Below are 19,365 nucleotides of genomic sequence, written 5' to 3' on the forward strand. Positions count from 1 at the left end.
TTTCCACCTTACTTTACAAGTATACCCATTCTCGGGCTGAGTATTTGTTGAGGACTTTTCAACATAAGTGTATTGGCTTTTTCATTAAAATCAATCGTCATTTCCTCGTCAAAAAACACCTTTTGTGCTGTGTGTATATATAGTTTTAAATGTTGGCTATTTTTAAGTGGTTCCCATTCACCTGTTCTTTCACTTGTTAACCAAAGCATCGGTACGCCACTCACTGCACAGCCACAACCTTCTGAATCGTAGCGAAGCAGTAACTCCTTCGTTTCGTTTCCTGTTTGCTGTTTTTCAATATACGTTTTAGCCAGTTCTGTGATGTGAATATACATGGCGAACATCCTTTTTAAATTGATGCTTACATTGTAACACATAAAACACCATAAAACATGACACACGACTAAATCCGAAAGTCACACTCTTTGAAATACACCCTCTTCTCACTATGATTATATCTATCTATTGGCTCTTTCTGCATCCTGTTTTTTAGATTTATACTGATGACGCTATCCATTTTAAAAGAAGAAACAGGAGGTTTTAGATCGTGAAAAAAAGATTATCTCTCTGCTTTATCGGGGCGCTGATATTGATGTTGAGTTTCACTATGCCCAACATGAAAGCGGCATCTATCCTTGATGAAGTACGAGAAAGCTATGCGACTTATACGGGATCTGGTTACTCAGGGGGCGCGGCTTTATTAGATCCTATTCCATCTGACATGAAAATTACGGCTTTAAATCCCCATGACTATAACTATAAAGGAGTAAATGCGGCACTTGCAGGGGCTTACCTTGAAGTAACGGGGCCAAAAGGAAAAACCGTTGTATATGTAACCGATAAATATCCAGAAGGAGCAAAAGGAGCTCTTGATCTTTCTCCTAATGCCTTTACCAAAATTGGCAATATGGAAGATGGAAAAATCCCGATTAGTTGGAAAATTATAAAAGCACCGATTAGCGGAAATGTAGCTTACAGAATAAAAGAAGGTAGCAGTGAGTGGTGGGCTGCGATTCAAGTGCGCAATCATAAATATCCGGTTATGAAAATGGAATATTACAAAGATGGACAATGGGTGAACATGGAAAAGACAGACTACAACCATTTCCTTGGCTTTCATATGGGGTCTACATCTCTTCCTGTTCGAATCACAGATATTCGCGGGGTCATAGTAAAGGATCAATTACCCGCTCTTCCATCTACTGCTGCTTCACAGGCCTATATTGTAAAAGGCAATGTTCAGTTTCCTAATTAACGAGATGAAGAGGCAGCTTATTTAAGAGCTCCCTCTCTTCCTTCTTTATCCCAGCGATATGCCTCATTTTCTATTTCTTTTATGATTTCATTCTTTCCCGCCATATAGCTTTGTATATCTTCCGGATACTGTTTTGCTAATTGTTCCTTGACAGACGCATACGCTTCAGATCGTTCTGGGTGGAGTCTTAAGTAATCTCGAAACAATAAATGTCTTTTTACATCAGGATGATTCCTTTCATACACATGGACATGATGCGTACGATTCAAGCCACCCTTTTGAAAAAAACGTCTCCCTTTTATACCATTTTCACCGAGCGCTTCGTATCCAAGGTGTTCAAATCTCTCTTTTTTTCTATCAATCTCTTCTATATCGCTTACTTCTATTAATATATCTATAATTGGTTTGGCAACAAGTCCTGAAACTGACGTGCTGCCTATATGGTATCCTTCTATCCAGCTTTTTTGAATGATTTGCTTGAGTCGCTGCTTTTCTTGACGGAATTCTTCATGCCATTCTTTTTTGAATTCGACAACCTCAACCTTGCGTCGCGGTGTCCATTTCATTTTTGATAGGGTGAGCTCTTTTTCCACATGAATGACATTTGTTTCAAAAAACCCTAATTTTTCATATAGCCTTTTTGCAGGGGTGTTTTCTTGCCCTGTGGTCAGTTCTATCGGCACATTCTTCTCTATGATTGTGGACATAAGTCTTGTTCCAATTCCCTGCTTTAGCGCTTTTGGATGCACAGCCAATCGACTAATGATCAAACAATCTTTTAGCTCTTCATAAGAGACTACACCTAATAAGAGATCATTTTGCTCAAAACCAATAAATTGCTCTTTTGCTTTCATGACATCTTGAATGGTCTCTTTTAATGGCGGAAGATCAGCATAGCCAATTTGTTCAGCTTCTTGTTGGTATGCAGCTAGTTGAATATGTAAGATCTGCTTTGCTACATCACTTATTGTGTGATCTAAATGAACAATCATTTCATTGCCTCCAGCTTCTTCACAAATAACACACGGTCTTCATGAATGCCATCGTAATCTGAAAAGACTGAGATGCCATCTACTGTTTTATCTCCCTTTTCTATCTGAAACCCAAGTTTTGTATGGTAAGCAATGGAGACTTTATTGATAGGAGCTGTGACAGCTTTAATGGTTGTTCTTCCTTCCTTTTCAGCCGCTTCATAAAAAGCTTGATAGAGGATTTTACCTATCTTTAATTTACGGTGATCTGGGTGGACGCCAACAAAGTGAATATAGGCTTCATCCGAATGAGATTGCGATAAAAAGCCAACCAAAAAGCCGATCAGCTCTCCCTTTTCAACGACAACAAAACTTGTTTGCTGGAAATGTTCAAAAAAGAGCTTTGGCAATTTTGCACGCAAATCTCTGCCTCCCCACCAGCTTTGAATGACGGATGTGACTGCGTAAAAATCTGACGGTTTCACTTGACGTATCATGATGGCCTCGCCCCTTTTTCCATTTTGGCTTTCCTTTGATTCGTTTTTTCTCAAAAATGCGATTGTTTCAATAGTCTACTGTCTGATCAAATGGTTGTAAAGACAGTATGCCTGTCTTTTTTCATATTCACTTGTTGGTTCTTCGTCTTTCAGCCGTCATCTCCTTTTAAATCTTCACACTTATTTCAAAAAGTTCACTTTTTGTGCGAAAGTTTCATTCATTTGTTATGTTAAGATGGTTCATATAGGAAATGGTACAAATGTTTATTGGAGATGATGAGATTGGTTTGGGTTGTTATTTCGCTTGTTGTATTTAGTCTTTTAAAGCTGCTTGTCACCTCTTTGCCCTCTGGTGTTGTTGAGCGCCTTTTTAGCCGCTACGCCGTACATGCTAAAGTAACAAGTGAGCAAACAAATATTACTTTTCAAGGTCGTTCGCTTGATGAGCAGCGAGCATCTGAAATCATTCAACATTTTAATGATGCGATCTTTATTGAACGCTATTATATTTACCCTGGTGATGAAGAACGCTTTCTTCATCCGAATGAAGGGCCAGCGCCGCTTACTATGCAAACAAAGCATGGGAAACATGATGTCACCCTTTATCTGTTCCATTATGATGACCATGTGGATGTGGTTCGGCAGTTTACACATAAGCCAAAGAAAAAGCTGATGGCTTATCGTCTGCGTTCTGAACCGCTCCAAACATTCCACAACATGGCACATGCCTAACAATCGTTGCAGCAGACGAGACGAAGTGTTCACCACTTCGTCTTTTTTGTATGGACAGCTTTTGAATGATTTACCAGTATGAATTTCACCTCATGTTGTTTACAATAGATACAGAACATACGTTCCTAGAGGTGAAGTACAATGAATGAACGAGCCATTCTGCTTGTGGATATGCAGTCATTTTATGCATCAGTCGAGAAAGTGGAGGCGCCTCATTTGGAGAATGTGCCGCTCATTGTCTCTGGAGATCCAGAACGAAGAAGCGGAGTCGTCCTGGCAGCCTGCCCTCTCGCGAAGAAACGTGGCGTACAAAATGCATCAAGGTTATGGGAAGCACAGGAGAAATGTCCTGAAGCAGTGGTCGTACGTCCACGTATGCAGCGCTATCTCGATGTCTCTGTCATGATGACAGAACTGCTTGAACAATACACAGACCTTGTCGAGCCATATTCCATTGATGAACAGTTTCTTGATATTACAGGCAGTCTTACACTATTCGGCTCTCCACATGAGATCGCTCAACATATACAAACAACGATTATGAACCAGACTGGCATTTACGCACGTGTGGGCATCGGCCCTAATAAAGTGCTCGCTAAAATGGCCTGTGACCATTTTGCCAAAAAAAACACATCCGGCATCTATGAACTGAGTGCCGACCGAGTTGCTGCTGATTTATGGCCGCTTCCAATCGGGAAATTATTTGGCGTCGGCAAACGAATGGAGCATCATTTGAAACGAATGGGCATCAGTACCATTGGCACACTTGCTACTTATCCGTTAGACCGATTAAAAAAACGCTGGGGAATCAATGGGGAGCTTCTGCAGCGAACAGCTTTAGGACACGATCCCTCTCCAGTCACTATTCACACACATGATCAGCAAAAAGCCGTTGGGCATCATATGACCCTTCCCCGTGATTACGCATCTTTTGAGGAGATCAAAGTTGCTCTTCTTGAATTGAGTGAGGAAGTCGCTCGGCGGGCACGTTTTAAGCATTATCTCGGTCAAACGGTGTCTGTTGGTGTAAGAGGGGCTGATTTTTCACATCCAACAGGCTTTCATCGACAAATGAAGCTTCATTCACCGACACAGTATGGCTCAGATATTGCAGAGGCAGCGATTCAGCTATGCCAGCAACACTGGGATGGCCAGCCCATTCGCAGTGTAGGCATTACCCTCTCACAGCTGCAGCCTGACAGCCACTATCAGCTAACTTTATTTGATCATCATTTGAAGAAAGATCAACTCAGCAAAGTATTTGATGAAATCCATCTGAAATATGGACCTGCGGCATTGCTGCATGCTTCGTCACTGACAAGCGCAGGGCAGGCATATCACCGCGCCGAAAAAATTGGCGGGCATTACAAATAACGGAGGCGAACAAGCATGAATCCCAATAAATTAACACCTGGATACAACATCATGTGGGAATCAAGCCGAATGATGCTACCAGAGCACCGGGAGCAGCTTCTTGCTCAAAAACGAAAGAAAAAAGAATATACACCTCTACCGCTCAGCTCAGATCAGCTAGAGGAAATGAATATTTTGATCACACAGTCGATTACCGAGGATCAAGCGATTTGCGTGACATATGTCTCATCCGGCATGAAAGCACAATTTTGGGGCTGGGTGAAAGCCATTCATTATGAAACACGCCAAATGAAAATCGTGAATGACGAAGATGTTCTAAACCTTTCCTTACATCAAATTATTGCCATCGATCTCAATTGATTTTCGCAAAACGAAAACATGATCATTGAAAAACACGCTTCGTTTTTCTGAAAAAATTATGATCCATCAAGGCTTAAAACCTTGAAAACGAGGCATATGCTCTTCGAATGAACGGAACGGTTCAAGCTTCTCTGTCATTTGACGGATGACTCCTCCATCAAATTGTGTATTTAATTTGCACAATTTTTCATGTATGATTGGAACATCTTACAAACTCAGGGGAGACACAGCATGAAAAATAACTTACGCACTTTACATCCACTTAGTTGGACGATCATCATCGGCACGATATTTGGCCGAATGGCGACATCCATGAGCATTCCCTTTTTAGCCGTTTATTTGACACAAGTCAAAGGCGCCTCAGCCTCTTCAGCTGGATTGATCATTGCCGTCAGCTCTCTTATTGGGATTGTTGCGAGTTTTTACGGCGGCTATGTTTCCGACCGAATCGGCAGAAAAAAGGTCATGCTTTTATCCATCTTTGGCTGGACACTTGTCTTTGTTGGCTTCGCGTTTGCAGATGCCATTTGGGTCTTCTTTTTTATGAATGCTTTAAATGGACTGTGCCGGGCGCTGTTTGAACCAACGTCTAAAGCACTCTTATCCGATGTCACTCCATCGAGCATTCGGTTGTTTGTCTTTAACTTACGGTATACGGCCATTAACATTGGTGTCATTTTCGGCCCGCTGCTTGGCTTATATCTCGGGTCATCAAAAACGACTTTTCCATTTCTCGTCGCTGCCCTCATTTACTTGTTGTACGGGTTAACGCTGGCATGGCAATTTCAAAAGCATCCAGTGGCTGCTCCAGAAAGCACCAAACAAATCGGCGTCAAAAAAGCTCTTTCCATTATTCAAAAAGATACGGTCTTTAGCATCATCCTCATTGGCGTTACTTTATGTTCATTTGGCTATTCACACCTAAGCTCAACACTGCCTCAATATTTATCGGCATCCCCTATGATTGAGGATGGACCTAAACTGTTTGGGTATCTTTTATCCTTAAACGCAGTGGTTGTCATTGTCGTTCAGTACCCGCTGATTATGATCGCTAAGCGCTATTCAACGATTTTGTCGTTAACGACTGGGAACGTGCTTCTAGCAGGCAGTTTGTTTGCCATTGCTTTTTCACAAAGTCTCGGTACGCTTGCTTTTATCATTGTCGTGTTTACGATTGGTGAAGTGCTACTCTTTGCGATGATGGATCTGTTTGTAGACAATATTGCAAAACCTGAAGTGAAAGGGTCATACTTCGGCGCAATGGGGTTTTCTCAGCTCGGCAGCGTCGTCGGACCGTTTGTCGGAGGATTGTGTATTGACTTATTTGGCGCAGCCCATCCCCTTTCTATTTTTTCAGTCTTGGCGATTGTCACCGCTGCAGGCGTTCCGTTTTTACTCATCGGATACTACCGCCTAAAAAAACGAACGGCGGCTGCCGTGGCTGTGAAAGTAAGTGGAGGTCATTAAAAAACCGCTCTCAATTGAGCGGTTTCAGCGTGTAGACAAACCCTCGCATTCTTTGTCAGTCCTGCGCGCTGGTACTCACGAATGTCAAATTCGCTCCGTAAAAGTAGCTGTCCTTCCTAGACTTCAAAGGTTTTCTATCACGCTGAAAAGAAGACAAAGGGCTAAAATAACGTTCATTTTAGCCCTTTGTCAACAATCTAAAACCGCTCTCAATTGAGCGGTTTTCTTTATACCCTGCGGATGGCGATCTCTTCCACCTTATGCTGATCGCCTTTTTTTAAAATCAAATCGGCTCTATATTTTGTCGGCAAAATATTTTCATATAAATTTGGCCGGTTCACTGTATTCCAAATCGTGCTTGCCATCTGATCTGCTTCTTCATCCGTCAAATCTTTGTATTGATGAAAGAAGGATTCAGGGTCTTGGAAGGCTGTTTCCCGCAACAAACGGAACCGTTCTTTATACCAGCATTGAATTTGCGTCTCAGCGGCATCTACATAAATCGAAAAATCGAAGTAATCTGATACAAACACGCGCGGCTCATCCTTCAGATCATCCAGTGCCGGTGATTGCAACACATTGATCCCTTCAATGATGACAATATCTGCATCTTCTACTGTTTCATACACCCCTTCAAGACGGTCATAGGTCAGATGTGAATATACAGGTGCATGCACAGTTTGTTTCCCTGATTTTAATTCATTTAAAAACGAAAGTAGCGCTTTAACATCATAGCTTTCCGGGAAGCCTTTCTTTTCCATCAGCCCCCGATCTTTTAACTCTTTTTGAGGATACAAAAAGCCGTCCGTTGTTACGAGACTCACCTTCAGCCCATCTCCAAGCCTTGATAAAAGTGTTTCAATGATACGTGCTGTCGTGCTTTTTCCGACGGCCACACTTCCTGCAATCCCAATTAAAAAAGGGATTTTCGCATGATGCGGGTAGTTTAAAAAAGCATTGACATGCTGATTTTTTTGTTTTTCTGCAAAGACATGTAATGTCAGAAAACGAATAAGTGGTATGTAAATATCTCGCACTTCTTCTAGCGATAAGTAGTCGTTTAATCCTTGAAGTGCTCTCACTTCTTCTTCTGAAACAGATACCGGCATATATTCTCCAAGAGCGGCCCATGCCTCTCTCGTATGGCGTGTATATAGTGTATTAAAATCTAGTCGTTCGTCACCCAAAGTCTTTCCCACCAATCTAAACTAAACTCATAACCAAAAAGACGATAATCCGATTGTAGCTTAAAATGAAGGCGCTGTCTTTATTTTTCAACGAAAGTTTGCTTCTTTTGCGAAAAAAAAAGCATTAAATAAAGGAAAATGAGGGTAAATAAGAGTATTCAGTTTGATAGATAGAAGGGAGCACACCAAATGAAATATGTGATGATTGGCGGAGATGCAGCAGGAATGAGCTGCGCTATGCAAATATATAGAGAGGATCCAGACGCGCAAATTGTAGCTTTTGAAAAAGGAGAGATTTTCTCATATGGACAGTGCGGACTCCCCTACTTGATCGGCGGTCTCATTGATCATCACAGAAAACTCATCGCACGCAGCGCTGACACTTTTCGTGACAAATACGGAATTGATGCCAGATGCTTACACGAAGTGACCTCAATTGACCCAGAGCAAAAAACAGTATCGGGTATTCATTCTAAAACAAAAGAGCCCTTTACAGAAACGTATGACCGTCTGTTAATTGCGACAGGAGCAAGCCCCGTCACACTTAATCTAGACAGTCATTCATTAGAAGGTGTCCACGTATTAAAAACAATCCCGCATGCGCTGTCTATTTTAGACAATCTAAAAAAAGACGTCACACATATCACGATCATCGGCGGAGGATATATCGGCTTAGAAATGGCAGAAAATTTAAAAGGGCTAGGCAAAGATGTTCATATCATTCAGCGGGGTGCAACACTTGGCCCAGGCTTTGATCCCGATATGGCAAAATATCTGAAAGAAGAAGCGGACAATCAAAGCATTCAAGTAGTACTTGGTGAAACAGTGCAAAAATTGAAGGGCAAGACACATGTAACAGCTGTTCAAACAGACAAACAGACAATTGAAACAGATATGGTCATCATTGCCGTTGGCGTCACTCCGCAAACATCCTTTTTAGACAGCACAGGAATTCAGCGTCTTCAAAATGGTGCAGTTGTTGTGAATGAATACATGCAGACGAATGTACAAGATATCTATGCGGCGGGTGACTGCGCAGCGACCTACCACCGTATCAAAAAGGAACTGGACTATATTCCGCTCGGCACGACAGCAAATAAACAAGGAAGAATCGCAGGCTTTCATATGACAGGAACAAACCGCGCGTTTCAAGGCGTAACCGGCACAGCGGTGATGAAATTTATGGACGTGACGGCGGGACGAACAGGTTTGTCAGAGAAAGAAGCAAAAGACGCGGGCCTTCCTTTCTCCACCATCACCATCGACAGCACTGACCACGCTGGATATTACCCAGATGCAGATAAGATGAAAGTGAAACTGATTTACAGAAGCGATGATCACACCTTGCTTGGCGCACAAATCATCGGTAAAGAAGGTGTTGATAAACGAATTGATGTCATGGCAACTGCTCTTTATCAAGGGCTGACTGTGACAGACCTTGAAGATTTAGATATTAGCTATGCCCCTCCTTTTAACAGTGTATGGGACCCACTTCAGCAAGCGGCAAGACGAATATAGAAAAAGGAGTGAAGCCATTGACCATTCAACAAATTGCTACGATTGAAATTCCTGTGACTGATATCCCCCGGGCTGTCTCTTGGTATGAACAGATTTTAGAGATGATCGTTTTACATCAATCAGAAGAAGCCGCCATGCTCACTTTTACCCATGGCGAGGGACCTTATTTTATCTCGTCAAAACAAAACACGAGAAACGAATCTACTTTATGAACTCTTTTACAGGAGTTCGGCATAGTATGATTGATCTATTTGTGAAGGATTTAAAAAACTTTCACCAGTATTTAAGCGAGCATGAAGTGACCGTATCGAATATTCAAATATTAGCTGACACAGACTTAGGCGGTTTTAGCTTCGAAGATGTTGATGGCAATGTCTTTGGCGTCACCAATATTAAGCCCCATCAAACAAAAAAAGAAACCAGCCTGTGACCGGTTTCTTTTTTTGTTATTTTTTCATCATCGCTTTACGTGCTGCTTTTTCAAATAAAAACGGGAATAATTGATACAATTTACTGCCAGCACTCATCCATCCTGGTAAATTAATCTCTCTTTTTTTCGTCATCATGGCGGATACGACCTTCCCTGCTACCTTGTCAGCACTGAGCATCATAAAATCAACATTTTTCACATATTCACCACTGCGATCTGCAATGGTAAAGAAGTCTGTGGCAATCGGTCCTGGATTGACGGTTGTGACATGAATTCCGCTGTCTGCCAGCTCCATTCTGAGGCTGTTTGAAAATCCGAGAACCGCATGTTTTGATGCGGAATAGATGGCGGATTTAGGGGTGGCAATTTTGCCTGCCTGTGACGCAATATTGATAATATGTCCCTTCCCTCTTTGTTTCATTTCAGGAAGGACCTTTTTTGTGCAGGCAATTAAACCAAAGACATTGACCTCAAACATCGACACCATTTCCTCAATGGATGCGTCTTCGACGAGATCGAACACACCAAAGCCGGCATTGTTCACCAAAATATCAACAGCACCCACTTGTTGATAGGCTTGATCAATGTCCTCAAGCTGACTGACATCAAGCTGAACGATGTGACATACGCCGCCAGCACTTATAATCTTTTCTTGTACACCTGCGAGCTTTTCAATTCGTCTTGCCGACACAATGATTTCTGCTCCTTCGGCTGCTGCCAAGTACGCCATCTTTTCACCAATACCGCCTGAAGCACCTGTAATCCATATTCTCTTTCCTGTTAGTCGCCCCATTTATTTCACTCCTTCATTTGCTCGATAGTAGAGGGTTCCGTCTTTTTGCACTTCTTCAATATGTCCAGCCGCTAAAAGCACATCAAGCTGTCCGACTGTCTCAGACATTGTCAGAAATAATGCTTCTTCATACAGGCCCGGAAATAGGGTGCGACAAAGATGAAAGGCGGTCATTTCTTTTCGTTGAAGCAGCTGATACATCGTATTTGCCCGTTTTTCCTGTTTTTTAAATCTTTCTTCGATCAATTCGTGATGAGAGGTAATGAGCTGGCCATGCCCTGGATAAATCGTCTGAATGGGCAAATGCAATAAACGCTCGAGTGATGCTTTATATTGAAGCAGCGATTTTTGACGTTCTGTTCCTTTCATTGGCGCTTCCATTAACGGATTGGAAGAAATGGTCGTAAGCAGCAGATCACCGCCGATGAAATTCCCTGTTGTTTCATCTAAAAAAGAAAGATGAGATTGTGCATGTCCCGGGGTCTCCAGCACTTGGAAGTGCTCATGTCCCTTCAAACGATCGCCTTCTTTTATGACGTCATCGACATGTGCCGTACATGAATATGTATAGGACTGCCTCACAATTCTTTCACACTCACCTTGACGAAGCGGCACACCTAACTGCTGAAAAAAATCATTCATAAAATGGATTTGACGCTGTTTAAACGCTTCATCCTGACTAATATAGGGCTCATTCAACTCGTGTCCGATGACACGGACATGGGGTTTCATCAGATCTAAAAGACCGACATGATCTGCATGATGATGTGTCAAAACCACTTGATCAATATCATCTATTGATAAATGATGTTCCTTTAATTGCGTGACAAAGGCATGCTGCGCCTCTTGTGTCATCGGTCCGCAATCGACTAAGGTCACGGCATCGCCTTTTAATACATATGCATGGACATCCCCCACCGCAAACGGTGTAGGGATGGATAATTGAATCATTTCTTCTTTCACTTTTATACGTCATCTCCTGAATTTTGACTCATAGATCATCTGAACTCACTCTTCTTTATTCATTGTATCTTGCAAAGGGCAGACTGTCATGCGGTTTAGATGGTCAATTTTTTTATCTCTCCCTATTGACACAAACTTGTCCATCGTTGCATAATGAACAACAAATATAAGATGCGCGATGACAAGGATTAGTAAGCAAAATAACGATGCAAGAGAGTGAGGTCCGCCGGCTGTAAGACTTCACCATCCTCTTATTTGCTGAACCTGCCCTTTGAGCTGTTAGGCAAACCTAAACGTTTCCCGCGTTAAGGGACTAGAGCTGAGTATGTATAATTGCATGCTAATTGAGGGTGGTACCGCGAAAAACCTTTCGTCCTTTGCAGACGAGAGGTTTTTTTATTTTCTACAAGGAGGAGCAGCTTATGAGTAAAATTGGATTTATTGGTGCAGGCTCAATGGCCGAGTCTATGATTAAAGGTCTTTTAAAGAGCGGCATTATGTCAAATGAAGATATCATTGTCACAAATAAAACAAATGAAAAACGATTAGAAGAATTAAATGCACGTTATGGAGTCAAAACAGATTTCGCTCGTTCCTTTATTTATGAAGAAGCCGATATGCTGGTGTTTGCTTTAAAACCAAAAGATGCGGAAAGTGGCATTTCTGAAGTAAGGCCCCATTTAAATGGACAGCTGATTATTTCTATTTTAGCGGGCATTTCTATTGAAACCATTCAGCAATATGCTGGCGCAAAAACGGCGGTGGTTCGTGCGATGCCAAATACATCAGCAGCCATACAACAATCAGCTACTGGCATTGCTGTCAGTGATGAAGTCACAGAGGCGCAACAGGAAAAAGCAGTTCAGCTGTTTGAAACGATCGGTCATGTGACGGTTTTAGATGAATCACAGCTGAATGCGGTCACAGCCATTGCAGGCAGCGGTCCTGCCTTTATTTATCATTTGATTGAAGGAATGGAGCGAGGTGCATCGGAACTTGGGATGGACCAAGAGACAGCGAAATTGCTCATTTGTCAAATGATTGCAGGCGCTGCAAATATGCTTCAGGATAGCGGTAAGGAACCTGCTGAATTGCGCAAAGAAATTACGAGCGAAGGTGGAACGACAGAAGCAGGACTGAATACCCTTGCTTCCTATCAATTTGAAGAAGCGATTGTCGATTGTGTGAAAACAGCGACAAAACGCGCAGCAGAATTAAACGACATGTTTTCAGCGAGTACGTATAAGTGATATGAAAAAGCACCTGTTTTGATGACAGGTGCTTTTTTTACATATGTCCATCTATTTTTCCTCGCTCGTCATTGAATTCAAGCAGTGTGATTGATCTTTTGGTTCTTTCTGTTCTTTATTTAAAGCGGCTTGTTCTATTAGATAATCACGCGCTTGATAAAAATGAACATCAATCAACAATTCTTGGTGCTTCATTGATTAGCACCTCCTCATATAGATGATTTGCTCATGGATAGGATGGCTTTTATTTGGGCGAGGTGATGATTTTCATGTAAAGCAATGGTTTCAGCTAAAATTTGGACTGTCATCGCCCCTTCTTCAGGATGAAAGCCAGAGCAATCCCATGTATCCTCGTGTAATAGCTGGAGTGTGTTGTTTCTGCTCTCTTTTAGGCGCTCAATCAAAGCACGAATCTCTTGTGCGGTGTACCTTTCATAAGCTCTTTCCTTCACATAAATCTCAGGATCATACGATTGGAAAGGTATGTTCTCATTTGAAAGTACCTGCTCTATCCGCTTCGACCAGACTTCCTCTGTATCATACAAATGGCCAGTGATTTGTTTAATAGTCCACTTGCCTTCTTCTAAAGATTGATCTAATGTGCGCTCATCACATGCCTGCACTAGCTCCTCAAGCTCACGAATACTTTCTCGAAGTGATGTGACGATTTCTGTTTTTGTTAATTTTCCGGTTTCCATTGCGTAATCAAAGTCTCCTTTATAGTGAATGCATTTCTCTTTTGGATTCATCTTGCTGTTTCTCTTTTAGTAACAATAAGTTGTTCATCAAACCAGCTAATATCACAAGACCTGCCATACACATAGCAATGACATGAATAGGAATCAGATCTCCGATGAACGCCATAATGATAAATCCACTAATATAAAATATGCGTGATAATGCAAGACCTGCCGAAAAAACCCGGGCTCTTAAATGACTGCTTGCATATGTCATAATATTTGTAGAGTACAAAACTTCGACTGGGCTGTATAATAGATTCGCTAATAAAACAACAAATAAAAATCCAATAAAATTTGTTTGTTGATAGGACAGTGCATGTAATATCGCTAACAATATGATCGATACCGTTGACCATCTTTTATAAAACTGAAAGGAGAATTTCGCCTTTTTAAAATAAGCTGCGAGTGTAATTCCTCCGATTATTTGTCCTAGTCCACTTATTGTATGTCCAAGGCCCAAGCCAAAATTCCCTTCCTTTGCTACTTCTAAAATGTACAAACTAAACATGACATAAACAATGCTTAAAGCGAATTCTCTAGACATCAATATCCATATAGCACTTTGAATTTTGGGTGACCCTTTGATTTCTTCAATGCCCTCTTTAAAGCTTTGAACATATGACACATACTCTTTTTTTTCAGATGTTTCTTTCGCTTTAATAGGGATTAGCAGCATTGCCGATAATAAGAATGTCATCGCATCCACCAAATAAATGGTGGAAACGGACCAGATTTCTGTGACCAACCCGCCTACACCTGTCGCAATCAGCATTGAGGCACTAAAAGACGTTGCCAGTATACTATTTCCCTTAGAAAGCTGCTCTTTATCTAGGATTTCAGGTATCATAGATGAACGAGCAGGCAAGTATATACCTGAAAAAGCACCATTTAACGCTAGTAAAAAATAAAGGATAAACGGTGTCACATTCAATGTAACTACTAAAACAAAGCCTAGTCCTATTATAAATCGTGCCAAATCTGCAAAAATCACAACTTTCTTATAAGAAAACTTATCTATAATTGGGCTTAAAAGCATAGATGTTAAAATGAGAGGAAGCATTGAACAAATAAATAGAATACTTAGGTGGGTCGCTCTGCCAGTAAGTTCATAGATTAAGCCAATCGTAGCAATCGTTCTAAACCAATCTCCAAAAGCAGATAAGTTTTGTCCAATAAAGAAACTGACAAAGTTCTGATTTTTAAAAAGCGATGTCGTTTCTTTCTTTAAAATCATTAGAGGAGTACCTCTGTCGTCTCATACCAGCCTAATTCTTTTTGCATAAACTCGACGGCTTGATCATAATTAGCTCTTTCTTTTTCTGGTATAAGATCAACTAAAATCGCAGGATACCAAGGTTTCGCTTCTTCTTTTATCACAAAATATTGCTCCGCCTCCTCAACTATCCCTCTTAACATGAGTAATTCTAATTTACGATAAATCTCTTCACGCTTTGGCATTTGATTGAGATGTGCTTTTTCTATTTTCATTGTTTTAGGGAAAAAGACAAGTCTTCTATCAAAAGCATGATACTCTCTAGATTTGACGATAGGTAACTCTTGATTTGTCAGGTTTTCAATATATTTTTGGGTATTTGCTTCATTTGCCCAAATCATACCTTGCATGTACGAGATGGCACCTGTGCCCAGTCCAATATATTGATCTTCATAACCACCGTAAATCACTTCGCCATATTGAAAACGTTTATTTTGATGCTCAGGAGCCATAAACGTATAGACATAATTTTGATGCCAGCCCTTCGTTTTTAAGTGACGATAGAGTGTATCGCTAAACTCAAACTTTTCTTTAGGATTGGGCGGCATAGGAACTTTGCCTTTATTTATTTTTGATAACCATCCCTTTGAACATGCAATGTATTCTAATGGATACGTATCAATACTGGTGCTTCCTAATGCCATCACTCCATTTATGTCCTCTATCATCTCTTCTTTCGTTTGCCCAGGGAGCTGATATAATAAATCAATATTATAGGATTGGAAATGCCGCTTCATTAAGTCTACCGTCTGAGAGATTTGATCAAAACTAGCTGTTAAATTGAACATTTTCCGATAATGTTCGTTTAATGTTTGGACACCAAAACTCCCTCTATTTGCTCCACCTTCAGACATGGCAGCAACTCTTTCTGGTGTAGCTGTCTTTGCTTCACACTCAAAAGTCCATTCATAGTCAGGTGATAATGTGAAGTTTTCTTTTATTGCAGTCGAAAGTCGATAAATCAGCTCAGGAGGCATAATGGAAGGCGTCCCTCCACCAACAAATACCACATCAAAAGTCATCTTTTGAATATTAGTTGATTGTGATAGAATGCGCATCTCATTGATTAAAGCATCAATATATTTTCCAATCATAGGCTCATATTTTGTGGATTTAATAAAGGGGCAAAACGAACAGATGGTATCACAAAAAGGGATATGTAAATATAAAGCATTTTTCCCTTTTTGAAATGTTCGTTCTTTTTGGATGAATTCTGTCACACGAGATTGTGCTCCTCCTTGGCTAGATTGACCAAAAAACGGATAAAGAAAATTCCATAAAGGCGGATGCTCTTCATAATAATTTTTCATATTTGACAATTCTCTCACCCAACTCTCATCTATTTTTAGTCCTTATACAAATTCACAGAGAAGCTAAATCATTCGCTTCTCTGCGGTACACACTGTTTTGTAAGTATTCGGTAATTTTTTAGATCGCAATCCATTCGTTACGTTTCATTTAAATCACCTCCTTATAATTAGAATAATTGTTACTTAATTACATAATTGATTATAATAGACTTTTCTGAATATTTCAATCATTTTAACTATTTTTTGTTAGTTCTATCGTTTCACATTGCCATTTCCATCTATAACTTCTGGCATAATGAAGAATAAAAAGAATATATATTCACAACAAAAAGCCCTATCATCACGATAGGGCTTATCACCACATATGCTTACTCTTTCTCTAATAAAGCATGAATTGTTGTTTCTAAGAGCGACGGCAAAACGCCAAAAGAGAATGGGACATGCAGCCGTTCTGTCCATTTGTGCGCATCCTTTCCTAATGGACCAACGTTGATGACAGGTACGTTAAGAGCTTCTTTTTCTCCTTGTGGTAACGAGTAGCCTTTTTGGTATAGCGGCATGTTGGCTGTATAATCGTCTATATCTTGATTTTCAAGCTGTAAGTAGCTTAAATCAGATAAACCAGGAAAATATTTGACTTCTTCTACTTCGATTCCATAGATCTCTTTTGCTTCTCTTTGAATCTTCTTTAAGGTCGTTTGAATATGCAGATCGTTTGTTGAAGAAACAGATGGGTAAAATGGCGGACTATAAAACAACACAATCAGTGCGCCATCTTCCTTACAAAGGGTCGTCAGTTCTGATACAATTTTGGTTGAAAAATCACGATCCCCAAGCTCACCCCGGTTGGCAAAGGCGTAGTTGACAATTCGCTCGACCTCCTGCTTGCCGGATCGTTCAGCAGCTTTTTCGTACAGCTCATGATACGTTAACACCGTGATGTTTGTATCGATGGGTGTAAAATGTTTAAAGCGTTGAAATGCAGCGGTTTTCTGTTTGAGATTGGCTTCGATTTGGGCTGCTGCTTGTTTCGCAGTTTCATAGAGGAGCCCGTGAAGCTCTTCACTAGAGCGGTTCATCATCAGCACATTAAATAAAGAAACAGCCGTGTGAGGCGTTTGAACAGAGTAAGCTTCTTTCAAATCCTTTTGCATCAAATTGGTCGGAGGCGGTGTCACTTCACCATCTACTTCCTCACAATAATCACTATTCAGTTCTAACAGCCTGTTTAATTCAGATACCATAAAATTTGCATTTAATCCTGAGAAGGGCTCACCTACATGTGTTTCAATTCCTTTGCAGAAAAATCCCGCAAGTACCTTCCCTATACTACCTGTATAGATGTATTGATGCGCATCCCCGGGATACTTTTCAAACATCGGCTCACTGTTTAAACAAGCGGTATACTCAAGGTCATACGTCTCCTTGAGCTCCTTTAGTTTCGGAACAGCCTCCAGCATTCCCTGTGAATTCACTTCTTCATCTGGCACTGTGACGAGCAGAATATTTCCTTCAAACCTCCCTGCCATCGCTCTTTCCAGCATGGAAAGCTGGACAGTCAGGCCTGCTTTCATATCCATGGACCCTCGTCCAAACAGCCAGTCACCTGAAGCTAAATCCTCTCTTGCCCTTTTGGGAAGAAGTGCACTTTTTTGAGAAAAGGACGCCATTAACTCTTCGGGCTTACACGCCATATTTTGAAATTCTCCGTAATCCTCTGTATCGACGACATCAAAATGGCTGAGGAGTAAAACAGTACGTGGCAGCGTACTTCGTTTGACAAGTGCCGTTAAAAAATACCGGCCATCTTTCATTGGATGCAAAGCCAAGTGATCAGGATGCTGCTCAAAATATGGCCGCTCCCTCAGCAAGTAATATAAATATTCCGCTAATGCGACTTCTCCCGTTGTACCAGATATGCTTTCATACTGCATCAGAGCTGTGAGTAGCTCCTTTAGTTCACTTTCCGTTTGCCATTTCATCCGTTTATCCCCCTTTGATGTCCATATCTTTCATTATACAAAATCATGTTCAAAAGCTATATGGTTTGAGCACCTTTTATGACGAATGTTTGAATGGCTGTTATAATCGGCTATACCATTCTATGAGGAGGCGAAGGTAATTGGAAACAAAGCTTTTTTCACCTTGGACATTAAAAGGTGTCACACTCAAAAACCGCATCGTCATGTCCCCGATGTGTATGTATTCATCCTATGACCGTGATGGAAAATTACAGCCTTTCCACTTTGCACATTATATTTCCCGTGCGCAAGGTCAGGCCGGATTAATTATGATCGAGGCAAGTGCTGTTTCACCTGAGGGAAGAATTAGTGATCAGGACCTCGGAATTTGGAGTGATGAGCACATTGAAGGGTTTGCCTCATTAAACGAACAAATCAAAGCGTACGGAACAAAAACGGCCATCCAGCTAGCCCATGCAGGACGCAAGGCTGAGCTAGATGGTGACATTCTTGCTCCATCCAGCATTCCATTTGACGAGCAATCTAAAACACCTCTTGAGATGTCTATCGATCAAATAAAAGACACCGTTCAGGCGTTTCAAGATGCCGCTGTCCGCGCCAAGAAAGCTGGATTTGACATCATTGAGATTCATGGTGCGCATGGCTATTTGATTAACGAATTTCTCTCACCGCTTGCCAATCACCGGACAGATGAATATGGCGGTTCACCTGAAAATCGTTATCGCTTCTTGAGAGAAGTGGTTGATGCAGTCAATGAAGTGTGGGATGGACCATTATTTGTCCGTGTATCCGCTTCTGATTACACAACAAAAGGACTAGATATTGCAGATTATATTGGCATTGCCGCATGGCTGAAAGAGCAAGGAGTCGATCTAATTGATGTGAGCTCAGGCGCTGTGGTGCAAGCCAGTATTAAAACATTCCCCGGCTACCAAGTCACCTTTGCTGAGAAAATAAGAGAAGGTGCCGGCATCCAAACAGCCGCTGTCGGTATGATCACATCTGGTGTACAGGCCGAAGAAATTTTACAAAATCAGCGTGCTGACTTGATCTTTATCGGCAGAGAATTTTTACGGGATCCGTATTTCCCAAAAACAGCCGCTAAAGAGCTTCGTACATCCATCGAAAGCCCGCGCCAATACGATCGCGCTTGGTAACATCTTTAAGCAAAAAGGTGTCTATTTTTTGAAATAGGCATCTTTTTTGTTTTTAAGAGAAACATCTTTGCCTTTTGTGCCGTCTTTTAGCTAAAGAACCACTTAG

At 41.2% G+C, this 19,365-nt stretch carries 21 protein-coding genes and 1 other annotated feature; of the genes, 10 read left to right on the top strand and 11 right to left on the bottom strand.

Annotated features, from left to right (window positions below; all coding sequences use genetic code 11):
- Positions 1-8: 8 nt before the first annotated feature.
- Positions 9-335, bottom strand: a complete 327-nt coding sequence (locus MHI58_RS11520) for an iron-sulfur cluster biosynthesis family protein (protein ID WP_024718944.1) — start codon at positions 333-335, stop codon at positions 9-11.
- A 212-nt stretch (positions 336-547) separates the two neighbouring features.
- Here MHI58_RS11520 and MHI58_RS11525 point away from each other — a divergent pair, with 212 nt between their 5' ends.
- On the top strand, positions 548-1,255 hold the full coding sequence (locus tag MHI58_RS11525) for an expansin EXLX1 family cellulose-binding protein (RefSeq protein WP_025207575.1): 708 nt from the start codon (positions 548-550) through the stop codon (positions 1,253-1,255).
- Between the two features lie 17 nt (positions 1,256-1,272).
- On the opposite strand, the gene MHI58_RS11530 is transcribed toward MHI58_RS11525, so the two are convergent.
- Both MHI58_RS11530 and MHI58_RS11535 read right to left on the bottom strand, forming a co-directional pair.
- Positions 1,273-2,247 (bottom strand): GNAT family N-acetyltransferase, encoded by a 975-nt coding sequence (locus MHI58_RS11530; RefSeq protein WP_045034342.1) that lies wholly within the window; start codon positions 2,245-2,247, stop codon positions 1,273-1,275.
- Entirely contained in the window at positions 2,244-2,723 is a 480-nt protein-coding gene (locus MHI58_RS11535) for a GNAT family N-acetyltransferase (protein WP_007501073.1), read from the bottom strand. Before MHI58_RS11535 ends, MHI58_RS11530 begins: the two co-directional genes overlap by 4 nt.
- 282 nt (positions 2,724-3,005) lie before the next feature.
- On the opposite strand from MHI58_RS11535, the gene MHI58_RS11540 reads away from it, so the two are divergent.
- From MHI58_RS11540 to MHI58_RS11555, 4 genes are all read left to right on the top strand, one after another.
- Positions 3,006-3,455: a YfmQ family protein gene (locus MHI58_RS11540; RefSeq protein ID WP_024718948.1), complete on the top strand. Its 450-nt coding sequence runs from the start codon at positions 3,006-3,008 to the stop codon at positions 3,453-3,455.
- Between the two features lie 141 nt (positions 3,456-3,596).
- Positions 3,597-4,829, top strand: coding sequence for a DNA polymerase IV (locus MHI58_RS11545; RefSeq protein WP_045034343.1), 1,233 nt, complete (start codon positions 3,597-3,599; stop codon positions 4,827-4,829).
- A gap of 15 nt (positions 4,830-4,844) precedes the next feature.
- On the top strand, positions 4,845-5,189 hold the full coding sequence (locus MHI58_RS11550) for a YolD-like family protein (protein ID WP_045034344.1): 345 nt from the start codon (positions 4,845-4,847) through the stop codon (positions 5,187-5,189).
- 231 nt (positions 5,190-5,420) lie between these two features.
- Positions 5,421-6,656 (top strand): MFS transporter, encoded by a 1,236-nt coding sequence (locus MHI58_RS11555; RefSeq protein WP_008343828.1) that lies wholly within the window; start codon positions 5,421-5,423, stop codon positions 6,654-6,656.
- Between the two features lie 227 nt (positions 6,657-6,883).
- Here MHI58_RS11555 and coaA read toward each other — a convergent pair whose 3' ends face one another.
- Positions 6,884-7,843, bottom strand: a complete 960-nt coding sequence (gene coaA, locus MHI58_RS11560; RefSeq protein WP_008342294.1) for a type I pantothenate kinase — start codon at positions 7,841-7,843, stop codon at positions 6,884-6,886.
- Between the two features lie 189 nt (positions 7,844-8,032).
- Between coaA and MHI58_RS11565 the strand changes: the two genes are divergently transcribed.
- Genes MHI58_RS11565 through MHI58_RS11575 form a run of 3 tightly spaced genes read left to right on the top strand, consistent with a single transcriptional unit; the run spans position 8,033 to position 9,791 of the window.
- A complete protein-coding gene (locus MHI58_RS11565; RefSeq protein ID WP_045034345.1) occupies positions 8,033-9,361 on the top strand; it encodes a CoA-disulfide reductase in 1,329 nt (442 codons plus the stop codon).
- Positions 9,362-9,378: 17 nt separating this feature from the next.
- Positions 9,379-9,573: a VOC family protein gene (locus tag MHI58_RS11570; RefSeq protein WP_234710297.1), complete on the top strand. Its 195-nt coding sequence runs from the start codon at positions 9,379-9,381 to the stop codon at positions 9,571-9,573.
- A gap of 26 nt (positions 9,574-9,599) precedes the next feature.
- Complete coding sequence (locus tag MHI58_RS11575) at positions 9,600-9,791, top strand: hypothetical protein (RefSeq protein WP_234710298.1); 192 nt, start codon at positions 9,600-9,602, stop codon at positions 9,789-9,791.
- Between the two features lie 16 nt (positions 9,792-9,807).
- On the opposite strand, the gene MHI58_RS11580 is transcribed toward MHI58_RS11575, so the two are convergent.
- Positions 9,808-10,584: an SDR family oxidoreductase gene (locus MHI58_RS11580; RefSeq protein ID WP_045034346.1), complete on the bottom strand. Its 777-nt coding sequence runs from the start codon at positions 10,582-10,584 to the stop codon at positions 9,808-9,810.
- On the bottom strand, positions 10,585-11,547 hold the full coding sequence (locus MHI58_RS11585; RefSeq protein WP_045034347.1) for an MBL fold metallo-hydrolase: 963 nt from the start codon (positions 11,545-11,547) through the stop codon (positions 10,585-10,587). It abuts the gene before it with no gap.
- Between the two features lie 169 nt (positions 11,548-11,716).
- Positions 11,717-11,928: a binding site (T-box leader), on the top strand.
- 41 nt (positions 11,929-11,969) lie between these two features.
- On the opposite strand from MHI58_RS11585, the gene proC reads away from it, so the two are divergent.
- Positions 11,970-12,797, top strand: a complete 828-nt coding sequence (gene proC / locus MHI58_RS11590; RefSeq protein WP_045034348.1) for a pyrroline-5-carboxylate reductase — start codon at positions 11,970-11,972, stop codon at positions 12,795-12,797.
- A gap of 51 nt (positions 12,798-12,848) precedes the next feature.
- Here the strand turns inward: proC and MHI58_RS11595 are convergent, their stop codons facing one another.
- The 5 genes from MHI58_RS11595 to MHI58_RS11615 form a co-directional block, all read right to left on the bottom strand.
- Complete coding sequence (locus MHI58_RS11595) at positions 12,849-12,992, bottom strand: hypothetical protein (protein WP_017367548.1); 144 nt, start codon at positions 12,990-12,992, stop codon at positions 12,849-12,851.
- Positions 12,993-13,006: 14 nt separating this feature from the next.
- Positions 13,007-13,546 (bottom strand): DinB family protein, encoded by a 540-nt coding sequence (locus MHI58_RS11600; protein ID WP_017367549.1) that lies wholly within the window; start codon positions 13,544-13,546, stop codon positions 13,007-13,009.
- Positions 13,515-14,771, bottom strand: a complete 1,257-nt coding sequence (locus tag MHI58_RS11605; protein WP_017367550.1) for an MFS transporter — start codon at positions 14,769-14,771, stop codon at positions 13,515-13,517. The genes MHI58_RS11600 and MHI58_RS11605 overlap by 32 nt, the downstream gene beginning before the upstream one ends.
- Positions 14,771-16,120: a coproporphyrinogen-III oxidase family protein gene (locus MHI58_RS11610; protein WP_045034349.1), complete on the bottom strand. Its 1,350-nt coding sequence runs from the start codon at positions 16,118-16,120 to the stop codon at positions 14,771-14,773. The genes MHI58_RS11605 and MHI58_RS11610 overlap by 1 nt, the downstream gene beginning before the upstream one ends.
- 368 nt (positions 16,121-16,488) lie before the next feature.
- Positions 16,489-18,102, bottom strand: coding sequence for a M20/M25/M40 family metallo-hydrolase (locus MHI58_RS11615; RefSeq protein ID WP_045034350.1), 1,614 nt, complete (start codon positions 18,100-18,102; stop codon positions 16,489-16,491).
- A 140-nt stretch (positions 18,103-18,242) separates the two neighbouring features.
- On the opposite strand from MHI58_RS11615, the gene namA reads away from it, so the two are divergent.
- A complete protein-coding gene (namA, locus tag MHI58_RS11620; RefSeq protein ID WP_045034351.1) occupies positions 18,243-19,259 on the top strand; it encodes an NADPH dehydrogenase NamA in 1,017 nt (338 codons plus the stop codon).
- The last annotated feature ends 106 nt before the right edge of the window (positions 19,260-19,365 follow it).

This window comes from Bacillus sp. FSL K6-2869 (assembly GCF_040869405.1).
Lineage (GTDB): Bacteria > Bacillota > Bacilli > Bacillales > Bacillaceae > Bacillus > Bacillus altitudinis.

Bases quoted from the DNA above. Each gene is read 5' to 3' on its own strand.
- MHI58_RS11520 (WP_024718944.1), bottom strand. From the start codon at position 335: ATGTATATTCACATCACAGAACTGGCTAAAACGTATATTGAAAAACAG.
- MHI58_RS11530 (WP_045034342.1), bottom strand. From the start codon at position 2,247: ATGATTGTTCATTTAGATCACACAATAAGTGATGTAGCAAAGCAGATC.
- MHI58_RS11535 (WP_007501073.1), bottom strand. From the start codon at position 2,723: ATGATACGTCAAGTGAAACCGTCAGATTTTTACGCAGTCACATCCGTC.
- MHI58_RS11545 (WP_045034343.1), top strand. From the start codon at position 3,597: ATGAATGAACGAGCCATTCTGCTTGTGGATATGCAGTCATTTTATGCA.
- MHI58_RS11550 (WP_045034344.1), top strand. From the start codon at position 4,845: ATGAATCCCAATAAATTAACACCTGGATACAACATCATGTGGGAATCA.
- MHI58_RS11555 (WP_008343828.1), top strand. From the start codon at position 5,421: ATGAAAAATAACTTACGCACTTTACATCCACTTAGTTGGACGATCATC.
- MHI58_RS11565 (WP_045034345.1), top strand. From the start codon at position 8,033: ATGAAATATGTGATGATTGGCGGAGATGCAGCAGGAATGAGCTGCGCT.
- MHI58_RS11575 (WP_234710298.1), top strand. From the start codon at position 9,600: ATGATTGATCTATTTGTGAAGGATTTAAAAAACTTTCACCAGTATTTA.
- MHI58_RS11580 (WP_045034346.1), bottom strand. From the start codon at position 10,584: ATGGGGCGACTAACAGGAAAGAGAATATGGATTACAGGTGCTTCAGGC.
- proC (WP_045034348.1), top strand. From the start codon at position 11,970: ATGAGTAAAATTGGATTTATTGGTGCAGGCTCAATGGCCGAGTCTATG.
- MHI58_RS11595 (WP_017367548.1), bottom strand. From the start codon at position 12,992: ATGAAGCACCAAGAATTGTTGATTGATGTTCATTTTTATCAAGCGCGT.
- MHI58_RS11600 (WP_017367549.1), bottom strand. From the start codon at position 13,546: ATGAATCCAAAAGAGAAATGCATTCACTATAAAGGAGACTTTGATTAC.
- MHI58_RS11605 (WP_017367550.1), bottom strand. From the start codon at position 14,771: ATGATTTTAAAGAAAGAAACGACATCGCTTTTTAAAAATCAGAACTTT.
- MHI58_RS11610 (WP_045034349.1), bottom strand. From the start codon at position 16,120: ATGAAAAATTATTATGAAGAGCATCCGCCTTTATGGAATTTTCTTTAT.
- MHI58_RS11615 (WP_045034350.1), bottom strand. From the start codon at position 18,102: ATGAAATGGCAAACGGAAAGTGAACTAAAGGAGCTACTCACAGCTCTG.